Origin of the sequence: Microcoleus harperi Pol14_C6, assembly GCF_036701295.1 — a bacterium.
GTDB lineage: Bacteria > Cyanobacteriota > Cyanobacteriia > Cyanobacteriales > Microcoleaceae > Microcoleus.
In genome coordinates this window covers 50,363-66,627 of record NZ_JAUBQN010000020.1, presented here as the reverse complement: position 1 = coordinate 66,627, position 16,265 = coordinate 50,363, and the positions used below count along the sequence as shown (strand labels likewise).

Annotated in this window: 12 protein-coding genes; 8 read left to right on the top strand and 4 right to left on the bottom strand. The window is 44.9% G+C overall.

Going from position 1 to position 16,265, the window contains the following annotated elements; all coding sequences use genetic code 11:
* Positions 1 to 64: 64 nt before the first annotated feature.
* Complete coding sequence (locus QUA27_RS15380; protein WP_333068893.1) at positions 65 to 1,324, bottom strand: serpin family protein; 1,260 nt, start codon at positions 1,322 to 1,324, stop codon at positions 65 to 67.
* A gap of 420 nt (positions 1,325 to 1,744) precedes the next feature.
* On the opposite strand from QUA27_RS15380, the gene QUA27_RS15375 reads away from it, so the two are divergent.
* The 3 genes from QUA27_RS15375 to QUA27_RS15365 all read left to right on the top strand — a co-directional run bounded on the left by QUA27_RS15375 (position 1,745) and on the right by QUA27_RS15365 (position 3,666).
* The gene (locus QUA27_RS15375) at positions 1,745 to 2,515 is read left to right on the top strand and encodes a cysteine hydrolase family protein (protein ID WP_333068892.1); all 771 of its coding nucleotides are present in this window, start codon (positions 1,745 to 1,747) and stop codon (positions 2,513 to 2,515) included.
* A gap of 261 nt (positions 2,516 to 2,776) precedes the next feature.
* The gene (locus QUA27_RS15370) at positions 2,777 to 3,214 is read left to right on the top strand and encodes a cupin domain-containing protein (RefSeq protein ID WP_445251513.1); all 438 of its coding nucleotides are present in this window, start codon (positions 2,777 to 2,779) and stop codon (positions 3,212 to 3,214) included.
* Between the two features lie 104 nt (positions 3,215 to 3,318).
* A complete protein-coding gene (locus tag QUA27_RS15365) occupies positions 3,319 to 3,666 on the top strand; it encodes a DUF952 domain-containing protein (protein ID WP_333068890.1) in 348 nt (115 codons plus the stop codon).
* 131 nt (positions 3,667 to 3,797) lie between these two features.
* Here QUA27_RS15365 and QUA27_RS15360 read toward each other — a convergent pair whose 3' ends face one another.
* Positions 3,798 to 5,045, bottom strand: coding sequence for a tRNA nucleotidyltransferase/poly(A) polymerase-related protein (locus QUA27_RS15360; RefSeq protein WP_333068889.1), 1,248 nt, complete (start codon positions 5,043 to 5,045; stop codon positions 3,798 to 3,800).
* 108 nt (positions 5,046 to 5,153) lie between these two features.
* On the opposite strand from QUA27_RS15360, the gene QUA27_RS15355 reads away from it, so the two are divergent.
* The 3 genes from QUA27_RS15355 (at position 5,154) to tsaB (ending at position 8,003) form a co-directional block, all read left to right on the top strand.
* Positions 5,154 to 5,402 (top strand): Ycf34 family protein, encoded by a 249-nt coding sequence (locus tag QUA27_RS15355; protein ID WP_006632635.1) that lies wholly within the window; start codon positions 5,154 to 5,156, stop codon positions 5,400 to 5,402.
* A gap of 226 nt (positions 5,403 to 5,628) precedes the next feature.
* On the top strand, positions 5,629 to 7,341 hold the full coding sequence (locus QUA27_RS15350) for a protein kinase domain-containing protein (RefSeq protein ID WP_333068888.1): 1,713 nt from the start codon (positions 5,629 to 5,631) through the stop codon (positions 7,339 to 7,341).
* 2 nt (positions 7,342 to 7,343) lie between these two features.
* Entirely contained in the window at positions 7,344 to 8,003 is a 660-nt protein-coding gene (gene tsaB, locus QUA27_RS15345) for a tRNA (adenosine(37)-N6)-threonylcarbamoyltransferase complex dimerization subunit type 1 TsaB (RefSeq protein WP_333068886.1), read from the top strand.
* 25 nt (positions 8,004 to 8,028) lie between these two features.
* Here tsaB and QUA27_RS15340 read toward each other — a convergent pair whose 3' ends face one another.
* Positions 8,029 to 8,859 (bottom strand): hypothetical protein, encoded by an 831-nt coding sequence (locus QUA27_RS15340; protein ID WP_333068885.1) that lies wholly within the window; start codon positions 8,857 to 8,859, stop codon positions 8,029 to 8,031.
* A gap of 60 nt (positions 8,860 to 8,919) precedes the next feature.
* A complete protein-coding gene (locus QUA27_RS15335) occupies positions 8,920 to 9,183 on the bottom strand; it encodes a hypothetical protein (RefSeq protein ID WP_333068884.1) in 264 nt (87 codons plus the stop codon).
* A 150-nt stretch (positions 9,184 to 9,333) separates the two neighbouring features.
* Between QUA27_RS15335 and QUA27_RS15330 the strand changes: the two genes are divergently transcribed.
* The gene (locus QUA27_RS15330; RefSeq protein WP_445251512.1) at positions 9,334 to 12,390 is read left to right on the top strand and encodes a CHAT domain-containing protein; all 3,057 of its coding nucleotides are present in this window, start codon (positions 9,334 to 9,336) and stop codon (positions 12,388 to 12,390) included.
* A 49-nt stretch (positions 12,391 to 12,439) separates the two neighbouring features.
* Positions 12,440 to 16,135: a CHAT domain-containing protein gene (locus tag QUA27_RS15325; protein WP_333068881.1), complete on the top strand. Its 3,696-nt coding sequence runs from the start codon at positions 12,440 to 12,442 to the stop codon at positions 16,133 to 16,135.
* Positions 16,136 to 16,265: the final 130 nt, after the last annotated feature.

Genomic DNA, 16,265 nt, shown 5'->3' with positions numbered 1-16,265 from the left:
CCAGCTAGGGTTATTTGATTAAAAGTCGATCGAACATTTCCTGACGCACCTACTATTTTTGATATTATTGGGGGTCAACGATGGTACCCATAAATAATATTGTTCCTGTAGTATTGTCTTGGATGGCACAAAAGAATGGACGGTTTACATTCATTTGAAAAGGCAAACTTCTGAATAACTCGATGGAAGTCACTGCGGCTGCTTCTGTACCTTCTTCGTTCACTTCGACAAATGTTTTGTGTTTTACTGAAGCTACTGCTACGTTGTCATCAGTCATCGGCGAAAAGTCGGCTTGTGAAATATTAAAAAATCCTGCCATTCCCAAAGGTATGAGTGTGTTGCTGAGTTCAACTTCATACTCTATCTTGAAGCGCGGTATTTCAATTTCACCCTTTTCTTCGCTAAATTGTTGCATCCATTTTTTCCAGTTTTCTGGTGTTAATTGCTGCAAGAAAGTGGCAAAATTGCTATTGGAGTTGGGCAAGAAAATATACATAGCCAGAGCGCCTTCTTTTCCGTAAGGTAAACTGACTGCTTGAAATTGGTGTGTTTCGTAGTACCAATAAAAGCCTTTCTGAGACATCATCGGATGCTGTTTTGAACTGCCATCGGTTAAAGCAAAAGTTTTGTTGGCAGTTTGAGATTTATCAAAGGGGGTTTTCCAGTTGCCTTTGAAATAGATAGCATTAATCAAAAACAAGAGTTGATCGGGGCTAATTCGATCGACTATTTTATCAATTTTTCCTTGAGTTTTTTGGCTTACCCAGTTGTTAATGATGCTAATAGCTTGCGGATTCATAAAGTCTAGTTCGGTAACATTAGCATTGTAGTATTTTTGATTTGTTTGCAGAAATTCTGGTTTTAAGGAGAAGCCTTGTTGCGCCCAAAGCGAGTTGGCAATTGATACTCGGACATTGGGGTCAACTTTCTGCAAACTATTTTGCAAACCTTGATTTGCTGCGTTGATTTCTTGGGGAGTCATTCCCGTTAATTCGAGAACTTTTGTCATTTCTTGTTTCGTTTCTCCGCTAACTCCGTTGTATGCCATTGACAGTGCGAGGGCGACAGAAGTAGGGGAAATAAAGATATTTTGATTCGGCTGTTGTTTGCTGAGGGTGTTGAACAAGTTAAAACCAAATTTGGTATTAGCTGCAACAAGTCGGGCGTCTACATCGGTCTGGCTGTTAGGGGGTGTCATGGCTGCAGCTTTGGAGTGATTAGGATTTGCGAGGTTGATGGGGTTAATTTTAAGTGCCGGCGCTAATTCAGCGAAAATTGTTAATGTAATGATGGCGACAGTAGCCTGCCTGGTTTTCCATGACATAACTGTTATCTTTGGTTGGGGAGTGATCTTACTTTACTATTATGACTTACCTGTGTTAATTAATTTACTTTGACTGCTTTTATTGTGACCTATATTTTTAGTTTGAGGCTGTATGGGATAATTTAACTGACTTTTAACGCTGGTGATGCTTCCCTAAAATACGGTTTCTAATGCTACTTGAGATTTTAGCCAAGGACGGGATCATATTATCAGAAAAGAGATTTGTAAATTTATATTGATTTTTATTGTATGATTGCAGGGCGCTAACATTGCGATCGCCCAACGATAATAAACTTAATAAATTCTAAACTTTATTAAAAAGTTCCCCAAATAGTTAATTATAACAAAGATTTAAGATATGACAAGTTAGTAACAATCAAATAGTTATAAGATCGAAATTGTTTTTGAGTCAAAATTCCTATGAATCCTGATTCTCTCCGCACCTTGGGCGTACCGCCGAATGCTTGGAAAGTTGATGCCAAAATTGCCGATATCACCCGATCGCAACTTGACCCACAAATTGTTACTTTAGAAACAGAAACTAAAACTCTGCGTGTGGATTTGGCAAAAGCAGCAATGTTGGTGATAGATATGCAAAACGATTTCTGTCATTCTGACGGTTGGCTAGCCCATATTGGCGTAGATGTAACGCCCGCCCGCACTCCAATTAATCCTTTAAAAAATTTGCTGCCCAAATTGCGATCGCACGCAGTGCCAATTATTTGGATAAACTGGGGAAACCGCCCCGATTTGCTCAATATTAGTGCAGCTTCCCGTCACGTTTACAATCCCACAGGCGACGGCGTAGGTTTGGGAGATCCGCTGCCAAAAAACAACGCCCCTGTACTGATGGCAGGGAGTTGGGCGGCGCAGGTTGTCGATGAATTAAAACCCAAACCGGAGGATATTTGCGTTGATAAATATCGGATGAGCGGCTTTTGGGATACTCCTTTAGATAGTATCTTGCGGAACCTCGGTAGAACTACACTTTTCTTCGGAGGAGTAAACGCCGATCAGTGCGTGATGGCTACCCTGCAAGATGCTAATTTCCTCGGTTACGACTGTATTTTAGTCAAAGATTGTACAGCTACGACATCGCCAGATTATTGCTGGCAAGCGACTCTTTATAACGTTAAGCAATGTTTTGGTTTTGTGTCTGATTCTCAGGCTATGTTAGAAACAATTAAATAGCAGTCCTTAGTCCTTAGTCAGCAGTCATTAGTCACTAAGAATAACTTTTTGAGGCTAAGCTCGCAACTACTGGACTTACGGCTCAGCAGCAAAGAAACCGGGTTTTTGCGGTTTTTGTCGCCTGTAACACATCTTCTCAGTAAAAACCCGGTTTCTCGCCGCCCATGCGTAAGTCCTAAACTAATGACTCTGGCTCGCTCGCTAATCATATCAGAAACATAACAACCGACAACTCACAATAAAAAAATGACAAACCAGTGTATGATTCCAGTGGTAAAGTCTCCGCAAGACTACCAAGCATTTCGCATCAGTCCGGGCGATACTAATAGATTAGCTATCGTCTTCGATCCGGTAACAGCTAATGTTTCATTAACTGTTTGTGTGGAGATTTTCGATGCGGGCGGCAAAACTCCTCCCAACCGCCATCAATTCGCAGTAGAAATGTTTTTTGTACTCAAAGGAAGAGGGCAAGCAACCTGCGACGGCAAAACAGTTACTATTCAACCGGGAGATAGTTTGTTAGTGCCTCCAACGGGCACTCACGTAATTGAGAATACGGGCAGCGAACGTTTGTACGCTTTGTGCATCATGGTGCCGAATGAGGATTTTGTAGAACTAATTCGCAGCGGCACACCAGTCGAACTCGATGACGAAGATATGAGAGTTCTCGGGCGATCTGATCTACTCGTATCGTGCTAGTTTTGTAGTAGGGACTTTAGTCCTTTAATCTCGTTCCTAGGTAGAGCCTTGGAACATATATCTAGATGCTCTACCTAGCTTCTCTTTTCCAGGTAACATAATTTATGAGCGTTATTTTTCACATTACTCAAAGCCAACAATGGGAAGAAGCAAAACAGCTTAAATCCTATCGCGGTGAGACCCTAGACTCTGAAGGATTTATCCACTGTTCGACTCGGCCGCAAGTTGTTAAATCTGCCAATAAGTTCTTTGTTGGTAAAAAAGGATTGCTGCTGCTGTTGATTGACTCGGAAAAAGTAAAATCTGAAATCAAATATGAATTGGCGGCGGGTGAAAATTACCCGCACATTTACGGGCCGCTGAATGTTGATGCTGTGTTGAAAGTTGTTGAGTTTGAACCTGGTACCGATGGCAAGTTTGAATTGCTGGAAGAATTAAGAGATATTGTTTAATATTCTGATTTTTGGCCATTGTCAACTAACTTTTTAGGGCGTGGCTCAAAGCCCACCCCACGGGAAAGTTGAATTTTGTGGAACGGGTATCTTGCCCGTTCTAATTTCTGCAATATATCAATTTCAACTTACTAATTAAGTAACTCTTGCGCTAATTTCAGCGCATCTTCGGGAGTCGCAATTCTCCCTTCCACCCGCGCTAATTGAATCTCCATCAACAATTGACCGATGCGGGGACTTCTGGGCAATTTCAAATATTCCATTAAATCATTGCCGGTAACTAACTGTGTGGGATGAGCAACAATATCATCAGCATCCAGATAGCGATTAATTAACAGTGAAATATTCTCAACCGCCACTCCTGCCGCCACGGCTAAAACCGCTAAAACTGGAAATACTATTCCCACATCCCGAAACAAAAAATACTGTTCTCGCAAAGACATTTCCGCAATAGGTTGTGCTTGCAATTGTGGCAAGTATTTCAAAAGCTCGATCGCACTTTTAATCTCCGCATTGCTGTATTTCAGCCGCTGCAACTGGATTTCAGCAATTGTCGGGTCGGAATCTGCCAAAATAGCCAGCTTCGCGACAGCCAACAAAGGCGTTTTAATTGTATCTCGAATCTGACGCCCGAATTCCTTCCCTAATTCCGGGTGAATAGCCGCTAATTTGTCAGCAGATGCGTCAATTTTTGTCAAAATATCAAAACGGTCGATCGCACTTTCAAACCAAATCGAAAACAAACCGTCTTCGCAACCGCGACAAATCCAAGGAACACCGTCAGGATTGCTCAACAAATAACCCAATTCCGTCCGCACCCGTTCCACCGCTACCCGACTCAACAGCGGTGCTAATTCCCGAATCGCCGATTGAGTTTCAGGTTCGATCGCAAAACCCAACTGCGCCGCTTGGCGGTAAGCTCTTAATAACCTCAGCGGATCGTCCTCCAAATTTGACCGCGAAACCATCCGCAGCAAACCCAAGCGCAAATCAGTTTGACCGTCCAAAGGATCGATGATTTCTCCGGTAAAAGGATTGCAGGCGATCGCATTTATCCGAAAATCTCGGCGCAGCAAATCCCCCTCCAGACTCCCCCCTTCCGCTTGCGCCAAATCCACCGTACCGCCCGCAAACACCACCCGCGCAATTTGGCGTTCCGCATCCAACAAGACAAATCCACCTTTCGTGCGATCGGCAATTTTTCGAGCAGTCTTCACGGCCCGTGTTAGCATAACGAAATCCAAATCAAAATAGTGCGATCGCCTCCCCAGCAACGCATCCCGCACTGCACCGCCCACCAGATAAGCAGGCGGTGTCAGCAGTTTCACATCAAACGGCCAAGTATCAGGAGATAATGAAGAGGGCAAATTAATCGGCATTGCAACAAAAATCTACTTTCCTTACAAACAATTAAACTCTTGCTACGCTAGATTAACAGAAAGCTCAATTTTCACCAATCTTTTTGAAATGCACAGAGGATATCAAGAATGTGTATTTGTATTAACTGCCACTATGTAGACCGCTGCTTCACCTACCACGCCGTAGAAGAACAGCACGAACAGCTTCACCTCACCGAAACACCCGATTTCGACCCCGTAGAACCCACCATCAACGTCAACATCCGCCCCCGCCAAGACGAAATTGAAATGGAATGGGATGTAGTCGGGTGTCAGAGTTTCAAGCAAGAGACCGGCAAATGGGCAAAATTGCGGCCAGGCGAACTCGTCCCGACTTAAGGAAGAAGGAAGAGGGAAGAAGGAAGAGGGAAGAAGGAAGAACGAAAAAATAAAACGCTCTCATTTTCTTGTTTCTTCTTTTTACCCAATTTTCAATTTTCCATTTCCAATATTCAATTCCCAATTTTCAATTACCGATGCCCGATGCCCGATGCCCAATTCCCCATTCCCCATTCCCCATTCCCAATCTAAAATCTAAAATCTAAAATCTAAAATCTAAAATCCAATGTGCTATTGCTTAAACCCAACTTGTCAGAATCCGCAAAACCCAGGGGATGCAGAATTGTGCCAAAGTTGCGGCTCAAAATTGTTGTTGACTATTGACCCAGAAACGCCATCAGCATCTCGCTACCGAACCATAAAGCCGATCGGGCAAGGAGGCTTTGGCCGAACATTTCTAGCAGTTGATGAAACCAAACCCCTGATTTTTTCGCAGTGCGTAATCAAGCAATTTTTCCCACAAAATACCGCCGCCGAAAAAGCCGCTCAACTATTTCACCAAGAAGCAGCCCAGCTAGAAACCTTGGGAAAACATCCCCAGATTCCAGAATTAATCGCGCATTTTGAACAAGACGGGAGACAGTATTTAGTACAAGAATTTATAGACGGCAAAAACCTAGCTAGAGAATTAGAACAAAAAGGAGCATTCACCGAAACTCAAATTCGGCAAATTCTCAACGATTTATTGCCAGTGCTCCACTTCGTCCACAAATCAAAAGTCATTCACCGCGATATCAAACCCGAAAATATCATTCGCCGCAGGCTATCTCCAACTCCTTTACCCGCTTTAGAAAGTTCCTATCAACGGTCTCCTTTCCAAAAAGATATTGTTTTAGTAGACTTTGGTGCAGCTAAGAAAGTAACAGCAAACGGCTTGCAGCCAACTGGTACAATCATCGGCAGTGCTGCTTATACAGCCCCAGAACAATTGATGGGGAAAGCAGTTTTTGCCAGCGATATCTACAGTTTGGGCGTTACCTGCATTCACTTGCTGACAGAAATTCCTCCCTTCGATTTGTTCGACAGTACAGAGGATTCTTGGGCTTGGCGAAATTATTTGAAGACTGCTGTTAGCGACGATTTCGGCCGCATCCTCGACACCATGCTTCAAAGTGCCACCAATCGGCGCTACAGTTCAGCATCAGCAGTCATCCGGCACTTGAACCCCAAACCAGTCTATTTAGACGCAGAGCCTGTGCTAGACGCGCCGGAAACGCCCGCAGAACGGGTGGTTACACCTGCGCCCGGTGTATCGCTTTTTACTCGCCAACAGCAAGCCGAAATTCAGGAAGCTTTGCAAGAGGCGATCGCCCCCTACAATGTTACAATCCAAGTCAGTCAAGCCAAGCAACAGCTCAATATCGTCATCAACAGAACCGAAGACAACCCCGTTTACTATCCGCACTTATCTCAAATAATTGCCACCAGACTCACCGATTTGCAGTTAAATAAAGTCGCAGCCGTGAAGCTGTTGGGAAGAGTCAACAATTCTCGCCGCCCGGAGTGGAAGCAAATATTGCAAATCGATCCCAAGATTCAATTGAGAAACAAACTCGTGCGGCTGCAACACAATCAATTAGTCAAGAAAATCGCCCCTGTTACTACCCAAGAATTTTGGCTGCCTAAGTTAAAAACTCAGGATTTTTGGATAGATGCGCTAATGTTTGCCTTAGTTTGGTTTATCTTTGGCTCTCAAATAGTCATTTTTAATTCTTGGTTTGCGCTAATAGTTACGTCGGGTTTTATGACGGTGAAGCATCAAGTTTCCCAACACAAAGAATTTGCAAATAAAAATTTATTTGCAAGTTTAGTTGTGCTGTTCTTGATGACTGGGAGCATGGGTAATTCCAGGATTTTAAATACGGGAATATTTGGTATTCTTTTGGGTTGCTTAGTTGTGGCTTTGCCTCTGTTTTTTGTTAAGGAAAATTATCAGTAATCGTGAATACTCATCCCCAAGACGGAACATCAGTTAAAAAATACGGCTTAGCCCTGAACACAGCTAGTCGCGAACTCGGTTTAGCCATCAGCAATTTTGCCGGGGATTCTCGCTGCCAAACTTGGAATTTGGATCGCGATTTAGCAACTCATTTGCATCAGTATTTAGTCGAGTTTATTCAGCCGCAAACTTGGGCGGATTTGGCTTTTATTGCTGTGGCGAAGGGGCCCGGAGGTTTCACGGGGACTCGGATGGGTATGGTGACGGCGCGGACTTTGGCCCAACAGTTGGATATTCCGGTTTTTGCGGTTTCAACTTTGGCGGCTGTCGCTTGCAGCAGCAGTAAAAAATCTATCTCAAATCAGGATATCGCGCTGCAAATGCCTGCACAGCGGGGACAATTGTTTGGGGCGGTTTATTCAGTTAACAAAGATTCTGGTTTAACTGAGTTGTTTCCTGATACGGTGATGACTCCTGAATCTTGGCAGGAAAAGTTGGATAACTGGGGGAATTCTTATCAGTTAATTGAAGTTGGTAGCGAGTTGGGTTGGTCGGTTTCTAGTGTGTTGGAATTGGCTTATTTGGAGTGGCAAATAGGAAGTCGTCCTGATTGGTCGGATGCTTTGCCTTTTTACGGGCAACATCCGGTTAAGGGACACTGAGTATTGGGCATTGGTAAATTGGTAATTAGGGATAAGTGATCTTGACTTTTAGCCAATCCAATCCGAGATCCAGGTTGTACGTATCGTTAGTGACTTTTCCGGCATGAGCCACCACAGCCTTTTGAAGAAGAGATTTTTGCAATGGCATTCTCAGCGGCTCAGCAAAGCTCTGATCGGCAGCAATTTGTACCTCAAATCGCTCGGCTTCATCACTAGGATATGTTGTGGCATATATACCAATCTCACCTGAGACTTGATGAAGTTCCGAGACTAGGGCAGTTGCGGCTTTCCACCATTTGTAAGCTGCCTTGGTTGCTTTAGAATTGCTTCCATAAGCATTCCATATCAGGATAGTTGTGATTGCTGACTGCCTAATCTGACAACGCATAATCTTAGCTACGTGGAGATGTTCGTCCAGCGTGAAGCCTTTATATGGTCTGGGTAGATTTAGGGGTAAACAAAGTTTTCCTGATGGTTGTTCATGAAATTCTTCTCTAAACCCCGCGCTAAACTCATTGGCCCACTGTTCAGCGAACTCAGTTTGCCCGTAGTAGCATTCTATTGGATCAATTTCAGAGTTGTAGCCCTTTCTGAAAAGAACGTGATTGGGTGGGACTTCAGCACAAACGATGTCATCTAGGTTAGACTTAAGGGTTGACAATGCACTCTGCAGCTTGCAAGCAAGCCTGCGAACTTTTGAGGTTTTACCGTAGCACCAACTAGATACAACACTCAGGCTTAGTGCTTCATCTCTCCGGTGTTTAATGTATATCCCCAAATGTTTGTGCTGTTCAAAATTGAAGCCTTGATAAATATTGTTTTTTGAGTATTTTTGTCCTGCTTTGATAGCGCTCATCTCTGTTCAAATTGGCATTATTTTTTAAATGCTATAAATTATAACATAAGTCTTCGTTGTTTATTTAAGCGCGATACAAATTTCGAGGCAAAAAGTTAATGTCAGCGGGTCTGGGTTTTCGGTTCGCAATTGCTCGATCTCAGCTCGATCGCAGCCGCGAGATTCCATAAAATCGAGCATCCAGTTCGTTATTGTAACGAGATCGATGTATTTTGCTCCGAGACAAACAGGGCAAATTTCTGGGCTGAGGGTACCGGTGCCGCCGCATTCGGGGCAATCCCAGTGGCTGGTTACGGGATCGGGGGTAGTTAGGATGTTGTTCATGCTAGGAAAAAGTACGCGCGGCGCAGCGATCCTGCAGGGAATCGCACTACTCGTTAACTCTAGCAAAAATGCCGATCGCCCTTACTTCTTCCTGCCTTTACACTAAGCGAGCTAGTGATTAAGATTGACAAAAATACAAAAGGGGTGGCTATGTTCGATCGCACTCAATGGTTTTTGGCTGGTATGTCGATCGCGCTTTCGATTCAGCTAAGTCAGCCAGTGGCAGCAGCCGTGCCCGTTGGTAAAGTCGTACAAACGGCACAAACTAACAGTAGCGAGGCTGCTGATAAAGTATATAAAGAAGGACTACAACTCTACCAGCAAGAAACAGCGGAAGCTTTAAGAGGTGCGATCTCCAAATATGAACAAGCATTAAAACTGTATCGATCAGCGGGCGATCGCGATGGGGAAGCAGTCAGCCTCAACAACATCGGCAGTGTCTACTCAGCATTGGGAGAAAAACAAAAAGCGCTAGAGTATTACAGCCAGTCCCTGACCCTGTATCGGGCAGTAGGCGATCGCCGTGGGGAAGCTACCACCCTCGGCAATATAGGCACTGTCTACTCATATTTAGGAGAAATACAGAAAGCGATAGAGTATTACAGCCAGTCCCTGACCCTGTATCGGGCAGTAGGCGATGGTGGGGAAGCAGTCACCCTCAACAACATGGGCAGTCTCTACTCAGATTTGGGAGAAAACCAGAAAGCGCTAGAGTATTACAGCCAGTCGCTTGCGCTGAAACGGGCAGTAGGCGATCGCGGTGGGGAAGCAGTCACCCTCAGCAACATCGGCACTATCTACTCAGATTTGGGAGAAAACCAGAAAGCGCTAGAGTATTACAGCCAGTCGCTTGCGCTGAAACGGGCAGTAGGCGATCGCGGTGGGGAAGCAGTCACCCTCAACAACATCGGCACTGTCTACTCAGAATTGGGAGAAAAACAGAAAGCGCTAGAGTATTACAGCCAGTCCGTTGCGCTGAATAGGGCTCTGGGCGATCACGGCCGGGAAGCTGTTATCCTCACAAGCATCGGCAGTGTCTACGATGATTTGGGAGAAAAACAGAAAGCGCTAGAGTATTACAGCCAGTCCCTTTCCCTGAGTCGGGCAGTGGGCGATCGCGGTGGCGAAACAGTCACCCTCACCAAGATCGGCAATGTCTACTCAGATTTGGGAGAAAAACAGAAAGCGCTAGAGTATTACAGCCAGTCCCTTGCGCTGAGTCGGGCAGCGGGCAATCGCCGTGAGGAAGCTACCACCCTCCACAACATCGGCCGTGTCTACAATCATTTGGGAGAGCAACAGAAAGCCTTAGAATATTACAGCAAGTCCCTTCCCCTGTTTCGGGCAGTAGGCTATCGCGCTGGGGAAGCTGCCATCCTCGGCAACATCGGCAATGTCTACTCAGTCTTGGGAGAGAAACACAAAGCGCTAGAGTATTATAGCCAGTCCCTTGCGCTGCATCGGGCGGTAGGCGATCGCGCTGGGGAAGCTGTCAGCCTTTACAACATGGCTTCTGCCAAACGCGATCACAACAATCTTACCGAAGCCCTCAATGACATTGAAGCCTCTATCAAAATCATTGAAAACCTCCGCACCAAAATAGCCAGCCCAGAACTCCGCAGCTCATACTTTGCGACAGTCCAGAACTACTACGAATTCTACATCGATTTGTTAATGCAACTGCATAAAACTAATCCTAAATCCGGTTATGATACCAAAGCCTTAGAAGCCAGCGAACGTTCGAGGGCCCGCAGCCTCCTCGAACTTCTCCAAGAAAGTAACGCCAACATTCGCGAAGGCATTTCCCCCGATTTACTGCAACAAGAAAAGAGCCTGCAACAGCAACTCAATGCCATTGAAAAGCAGCGCATCGAAGCAATCAGCAGCCCCAAACCCTATCAAACTAAAATCGCTGAAATCGACAAACAGCGCCTCGCACTTTTGCAAGAATATCAGCAAATTCAAACCCAGATTCGTACCGCCAGCCCCCGCTACGCTGCCCTCACCCAACCCCAACCTTTAACGCTGCCAGAAATTCAAAAACAGATTCTCGATGAAAACACGATTTTATTGCAGTATTCCCTCGGCAAAAACCGCAGTTATTTGTGGGTGGTGACATCAACGGGACTAACGAGCTATGAATTGCCAAAACAGGTTGACATTGAAACAGCAGCCCGCAATTTCCGAGACGCAGTAACTAGCCCAATCCAAAGAGATATTCCCCAACAAGTTGCCGAAGCGAGTGCCAATCTGGGCAAATTAATTTTACAGCCCGCAGCAGCCAAATTAGGAAATAAACGCTTATTAATTGTTCCCGACGGCGTGCTGCACTATACCCCTTTTCCCGCATTAACTATTTCCCAAACCGTCGGCCAAAATACCAATGTTCCCTTAATTGCCGAACATGAAATTATTACCCTGCCTTCGGTCTCAAGTCTCGCCATTCTCAGGCAAAATTACGGAGATAGAAAACCGCCGGGCCGAAATTTAGCAATTTTAGCAGATCCAGTTTTCAGTCCAGATGATGAAAGAATTAAAGGAAAAATCACCCAAGAAATGACTGACAAGTTAGAAGCAAATAACCTCGGTTTAAATCGCTCGCTTCGTGCTTCCCAGATAGAATGGCCGCCAAAACGCCTACCACTTACCCGCCAAGAAGCCCAAACAATATCCAGCTTATTCCCCTCAGCTTCTAGCCGTCAAATATTTGATTTTGATGCCAGTCGCACTACTGCTACCGATGGAAATTTAGTCAATTATCAAATCATTCACTTAGCCACCCACGGCCTTGCCAACAGTAAAAATCCCGAATTGTCAGGAATTGTGATGTCGATGGTAGATGACAAGGGCAATCTTGTTAATGGTTTTTTGCGCCTCACGGATATTTTTAACTTAAAATTAGCGGCAAATTTAGTAGTTTTAAGTGCTTGCCAATCGGGAATGGGACAAAATGTTAAAGGCGAAGGAATGGTGGGATTAACGAGGGGTTTTATGTATGCGGGGGCGCAGCGGGTGGCGGTAAGTTTGTGGAGTGTGGATGATGAAGGAACTGCTGTGTTAATGCAAAAGTTTTATCAAAAAATGGTGCAACAAAAGTTAACGCCGGCGGCAGCTTTGAGGGCGGCGCAGATGGAAATGATGCAGCAGGAAAAATGGAAATCTCCCTATTATTGGGCGGCTTTTACCTTGCAAGGGGAGTGGAAATGATATAGCGGACATAAGATCACTTCTTCCTGCCTTTACACTAAGCGGGCTAGTGAGTAAAATTGACAAAAATACAAAAGGGGTGGCTATGTTCGATCGCACTCAATGGTTTTTGGCCGGTATGTCGATCGCACTTTCGGTTCAGCTAAGTCAGCCAGTGGCAGCAGCCGTGCCCGTTGGCAAAGCCGTACAAACGGCGCAAAATAGCAGTAGTGACGCTGCTCTAAAAGCTTTAAACGAAGGATTACAACTTTACTACCAAGGGACGATAGAATCTTTCAAAGGTGCGCTCGTCAAATATGAACAAGCATTAAACCTATATCGAGAAGCGGGCGATCGCGCTAAAGAAGCTGTCACTATCAGCAACATCGGTTTAGTTTACTCAGATTTGGGAGAAACACAAACAGCTTTAGGCTATTACAATCAGTCGCTTCTCCTAAGTCGGGCTGTGGGCGATCGCAAGCAAGAAGCCATCACTCTCAATAATATTGGCTTAATTTACTCAAATTTGGGAGAGCCACAGAAAGCTTTAGAATATTATAATCAATCTCTTCCCCTGAGTCGCGCTACTGGTAATCGATCGCAGGAAGCTGTTACCCTCAGCAATATAGGCTTAGTTTACTCAAATTTGGGGGAGAAACAGAAAGCTTTAGAATATTACAATCAATCTCTTCCCCTGAGTCGGGCTACTGGTAATCGCTCGCAGGAGTCTATCACCCTCAATAATATTGGCAGTATCTATGACTATTTGAGAGAGAAACAGAAAGCTTTAGACTATTACAACCAATCCCTTCCCCTGACTCGGGCGATCGGCAACCCAGGAAGAGAAGCTCTCACCCTTAATAATATTGGAAAAATCTATGAAGATATCGGAGAAAAACAAAAAGCTTTAGACTATTACAATCAATCCCTTCCCTTAAGTCGCGCCGCCGGTAATCGATCGCAAGAAGCTGTCACTCTCAAAAGTATTGGCTTAGTTTACTCTGATTTGGGAGAAAAACAAAAAGCTTTAGACTATTACAATCAATCTCTTGCCCTTAGTCGGGTAGTCGGCGATCGCTCAGTGGAAGCTATCACCCTCAACAATATTGGGTTAGTTTACTCTGATTTGGGAGAAAAACAGAAAGCTTTAGAATATTTCAGCCAATCCCTTCCCCTAAGTCGGGCCGTCGGCGATCGCTCAGTGGAAGCTATCACCCTCAACAATATTGGTAGAATCTACGAAGATATCGGAGAAAAACAACAAGCTTTAGAATATTATAATCAATCTCTTTCCCTGAGTAGAGCCGTCAGCAATCAATGGCAAGAAGCTATTACCCTCAACAACATTGGCTTAGTTTACTCTGATTTGGGAGAAAAACAGAAAGCTTTAGAATATTTCAGCCAATCCCTTCCCCTGAATCGGGCCGTCGGCAATCGCTTAGTGGAAGCTATCACCCTCAACAACATTGGCTTAGTTTACTCAGATTTGGGAGAAAAACAGAAAGCTTTAGAATATTTCAGCCAATCCCTTCCCCTGAGTCGGGCCGTCGGCGATCGCTCAAAGGAAGCTATCACCCTCAACAATATTGGCAGAATCTACGAAGATATCGGAGAAAAACAAAAAGCTTTAGAATATTATAATCAATCCCTGCCCCTGAGTCGGGCCGTCGGCGATCGCTCAGTGGAAGCTATCACCCTCAACAACATTGGCAGTATCTACGACAATTTGGGAGAGAGACAGAAAGCTTTAGAATATTTCAGCCAATCTCTTCCCTTGAGTCGGGCTGTCGGCGATCGATCGAAGGAAGCTATCACCCTCAACAACATTGGCTTAGTTTACTCAGATTTGGGAGAAAAACAGAAAGCTTTAGAATATTTCAGCCAATCCCTTCCCCTGAGTCGGGCCGTCGGCGATCGCTCAATGGAAGCTATTACCCTCAACAATATTGGGTTAGTTTACTCAGATTTGGGAGAAAAACAGAAAGCTTTAGAATATTTCAGCCAATCCCTTCCCCTGAGCCGGGCTGTTGGCAACGCTGGAAAAGAAGCTCTCACCCTTTACAACATGGCTTTTCTCAAACGCAACCAAAACAATCTTACCGAAGCCCTCAATGACATTGAAGCCTCTATCAAAATAATCGAAAATCTCCGCACCAAAATTGCCAGCCCTGAACTCCGCACCTCATACTTTGCCACAGTACAAAACTACTACCAATTCTACATCGACCTGTTAATGCAACTGCATAAAACTAATCCTAAATCCGGTTATGATACCAAAGCCTTAGAAGCCAGCGAACGTTCGAGGGCCCGCAGCCTCCTCGAACTTCTCCAAGAAAGTAACGCCAACATTCGCGAAGGCATTTCCCCCGATTTACTGCAACAAGAAAATAGCGCAAAACAGCAACTTGATGCCATTGAAAAGCAGCGCATCGAAGCCCTCAGTCGCCCCAATCCCCAGCAAGCTAAAATCGATGAAATAGAGAAACAGCGCCTCACACTCCTGCAAGAATATCAGCAAATTCAAACCGGGATTCGTAGCGCCAGCCCCCGCTACGCTGCCCTCACCCAACCCCAACCTTTAACACTGCCAGAAATTCAGAAACAGATTCTCGATGAAAACACGATTTTATTGCAGTATTCCCTCGGCGAAGACCGCAGTTATTTGTGGGTCGTGACCTCAACGGGACTAACTAGCTATGAATTGCCAAAACAGGTGGACATTGAAACAGCAGCCCGCAATTTCAGAGACGCAATAACTAGCGCAACTTACAGAAATATTCCCCAAAAACTTGCCGAAGCGAGTGCAAACCTGGGTCAATTAATTTTACAGCCTGCAGCAGCCCAATTAGGCAATAAACGCTTATTAATTGTTCCCGACGGCGTGCTGCACTATACCCCTTTTCCAGCTTTAACTCTTGACCAAGCCGCCGGACAAAATGCCAATATTCCCTTAATCACGCAACATGAAATTATTACCCTGCCTTCCGCCTCAACTCTCGCCATTCTCAGGCAAAATTACGGAGACAGAAAACCGCCAAGCCAAACTTTAGCAATTTTAGCCGATCCTGTTTTCAGTCCAGATGATGAAAGAGTCAAAGGACAACTTACCCCAGCAACCACCGAAAAGTTAGAAGCAAATAACCTCGGTTTAAATCGATCGCTTCGTGCTTCTAATCGGGGATGGCCGCCCGAACGCCTACGATTTACCCGCCAAGAAGCCCAAACAATATTAAGCTTAGTACCCTCAGATTCTAGCAGTCAAAAGATTGATTTTTCTGCCAGTCGCACTACCGCCACCGACGGCAGTTTAGCCAATTATCAAATCGTTCACTTCGCCACTCACGGCATGGCCAACAGCCAAAATCCCGAATTGTCAGGAATTCTGATGTCGATGATAGATGACAAAGGCAATCTTGTCAATGGTTTTTTGCGCCTCACGGATATTTTCAACTTGAAACTGGCGGCAAATTTAGTGGTTTTAAGTGCTTGTCAATCGGGAATGGGACAGAATGTTAAAGGCGAAGGAATGGTGGGATTAACTAGGGGTTTTATGTATGCGGGGGCGCAGCGGGTGGCGGTGAGTTTGTGGAGTGTGGATGATGAAGGAACTGCTGTGTTAATGCAAAAGTTTTATCAAAAAATGGTGCAACAAAAGTTAGCCCCGGCGGCAGCTTTGAGGGCGGCGCAGATGGAAATGATGCAGGAGGAAAAATGGAAATCTCCCTATTATTGGGCTGCTTTTACCTTGCAAGGGGAGTGGAAATGATATATAGCTCTTCTCAGGTAGATGAGGTATGACTGACAACTTATATAACGACTAAAGAAGAGGGCTCGCATCCCAACTACGTACCTCATTTACTTGAGAACCGCTATACACCACTTTTGCTGGTAACTAA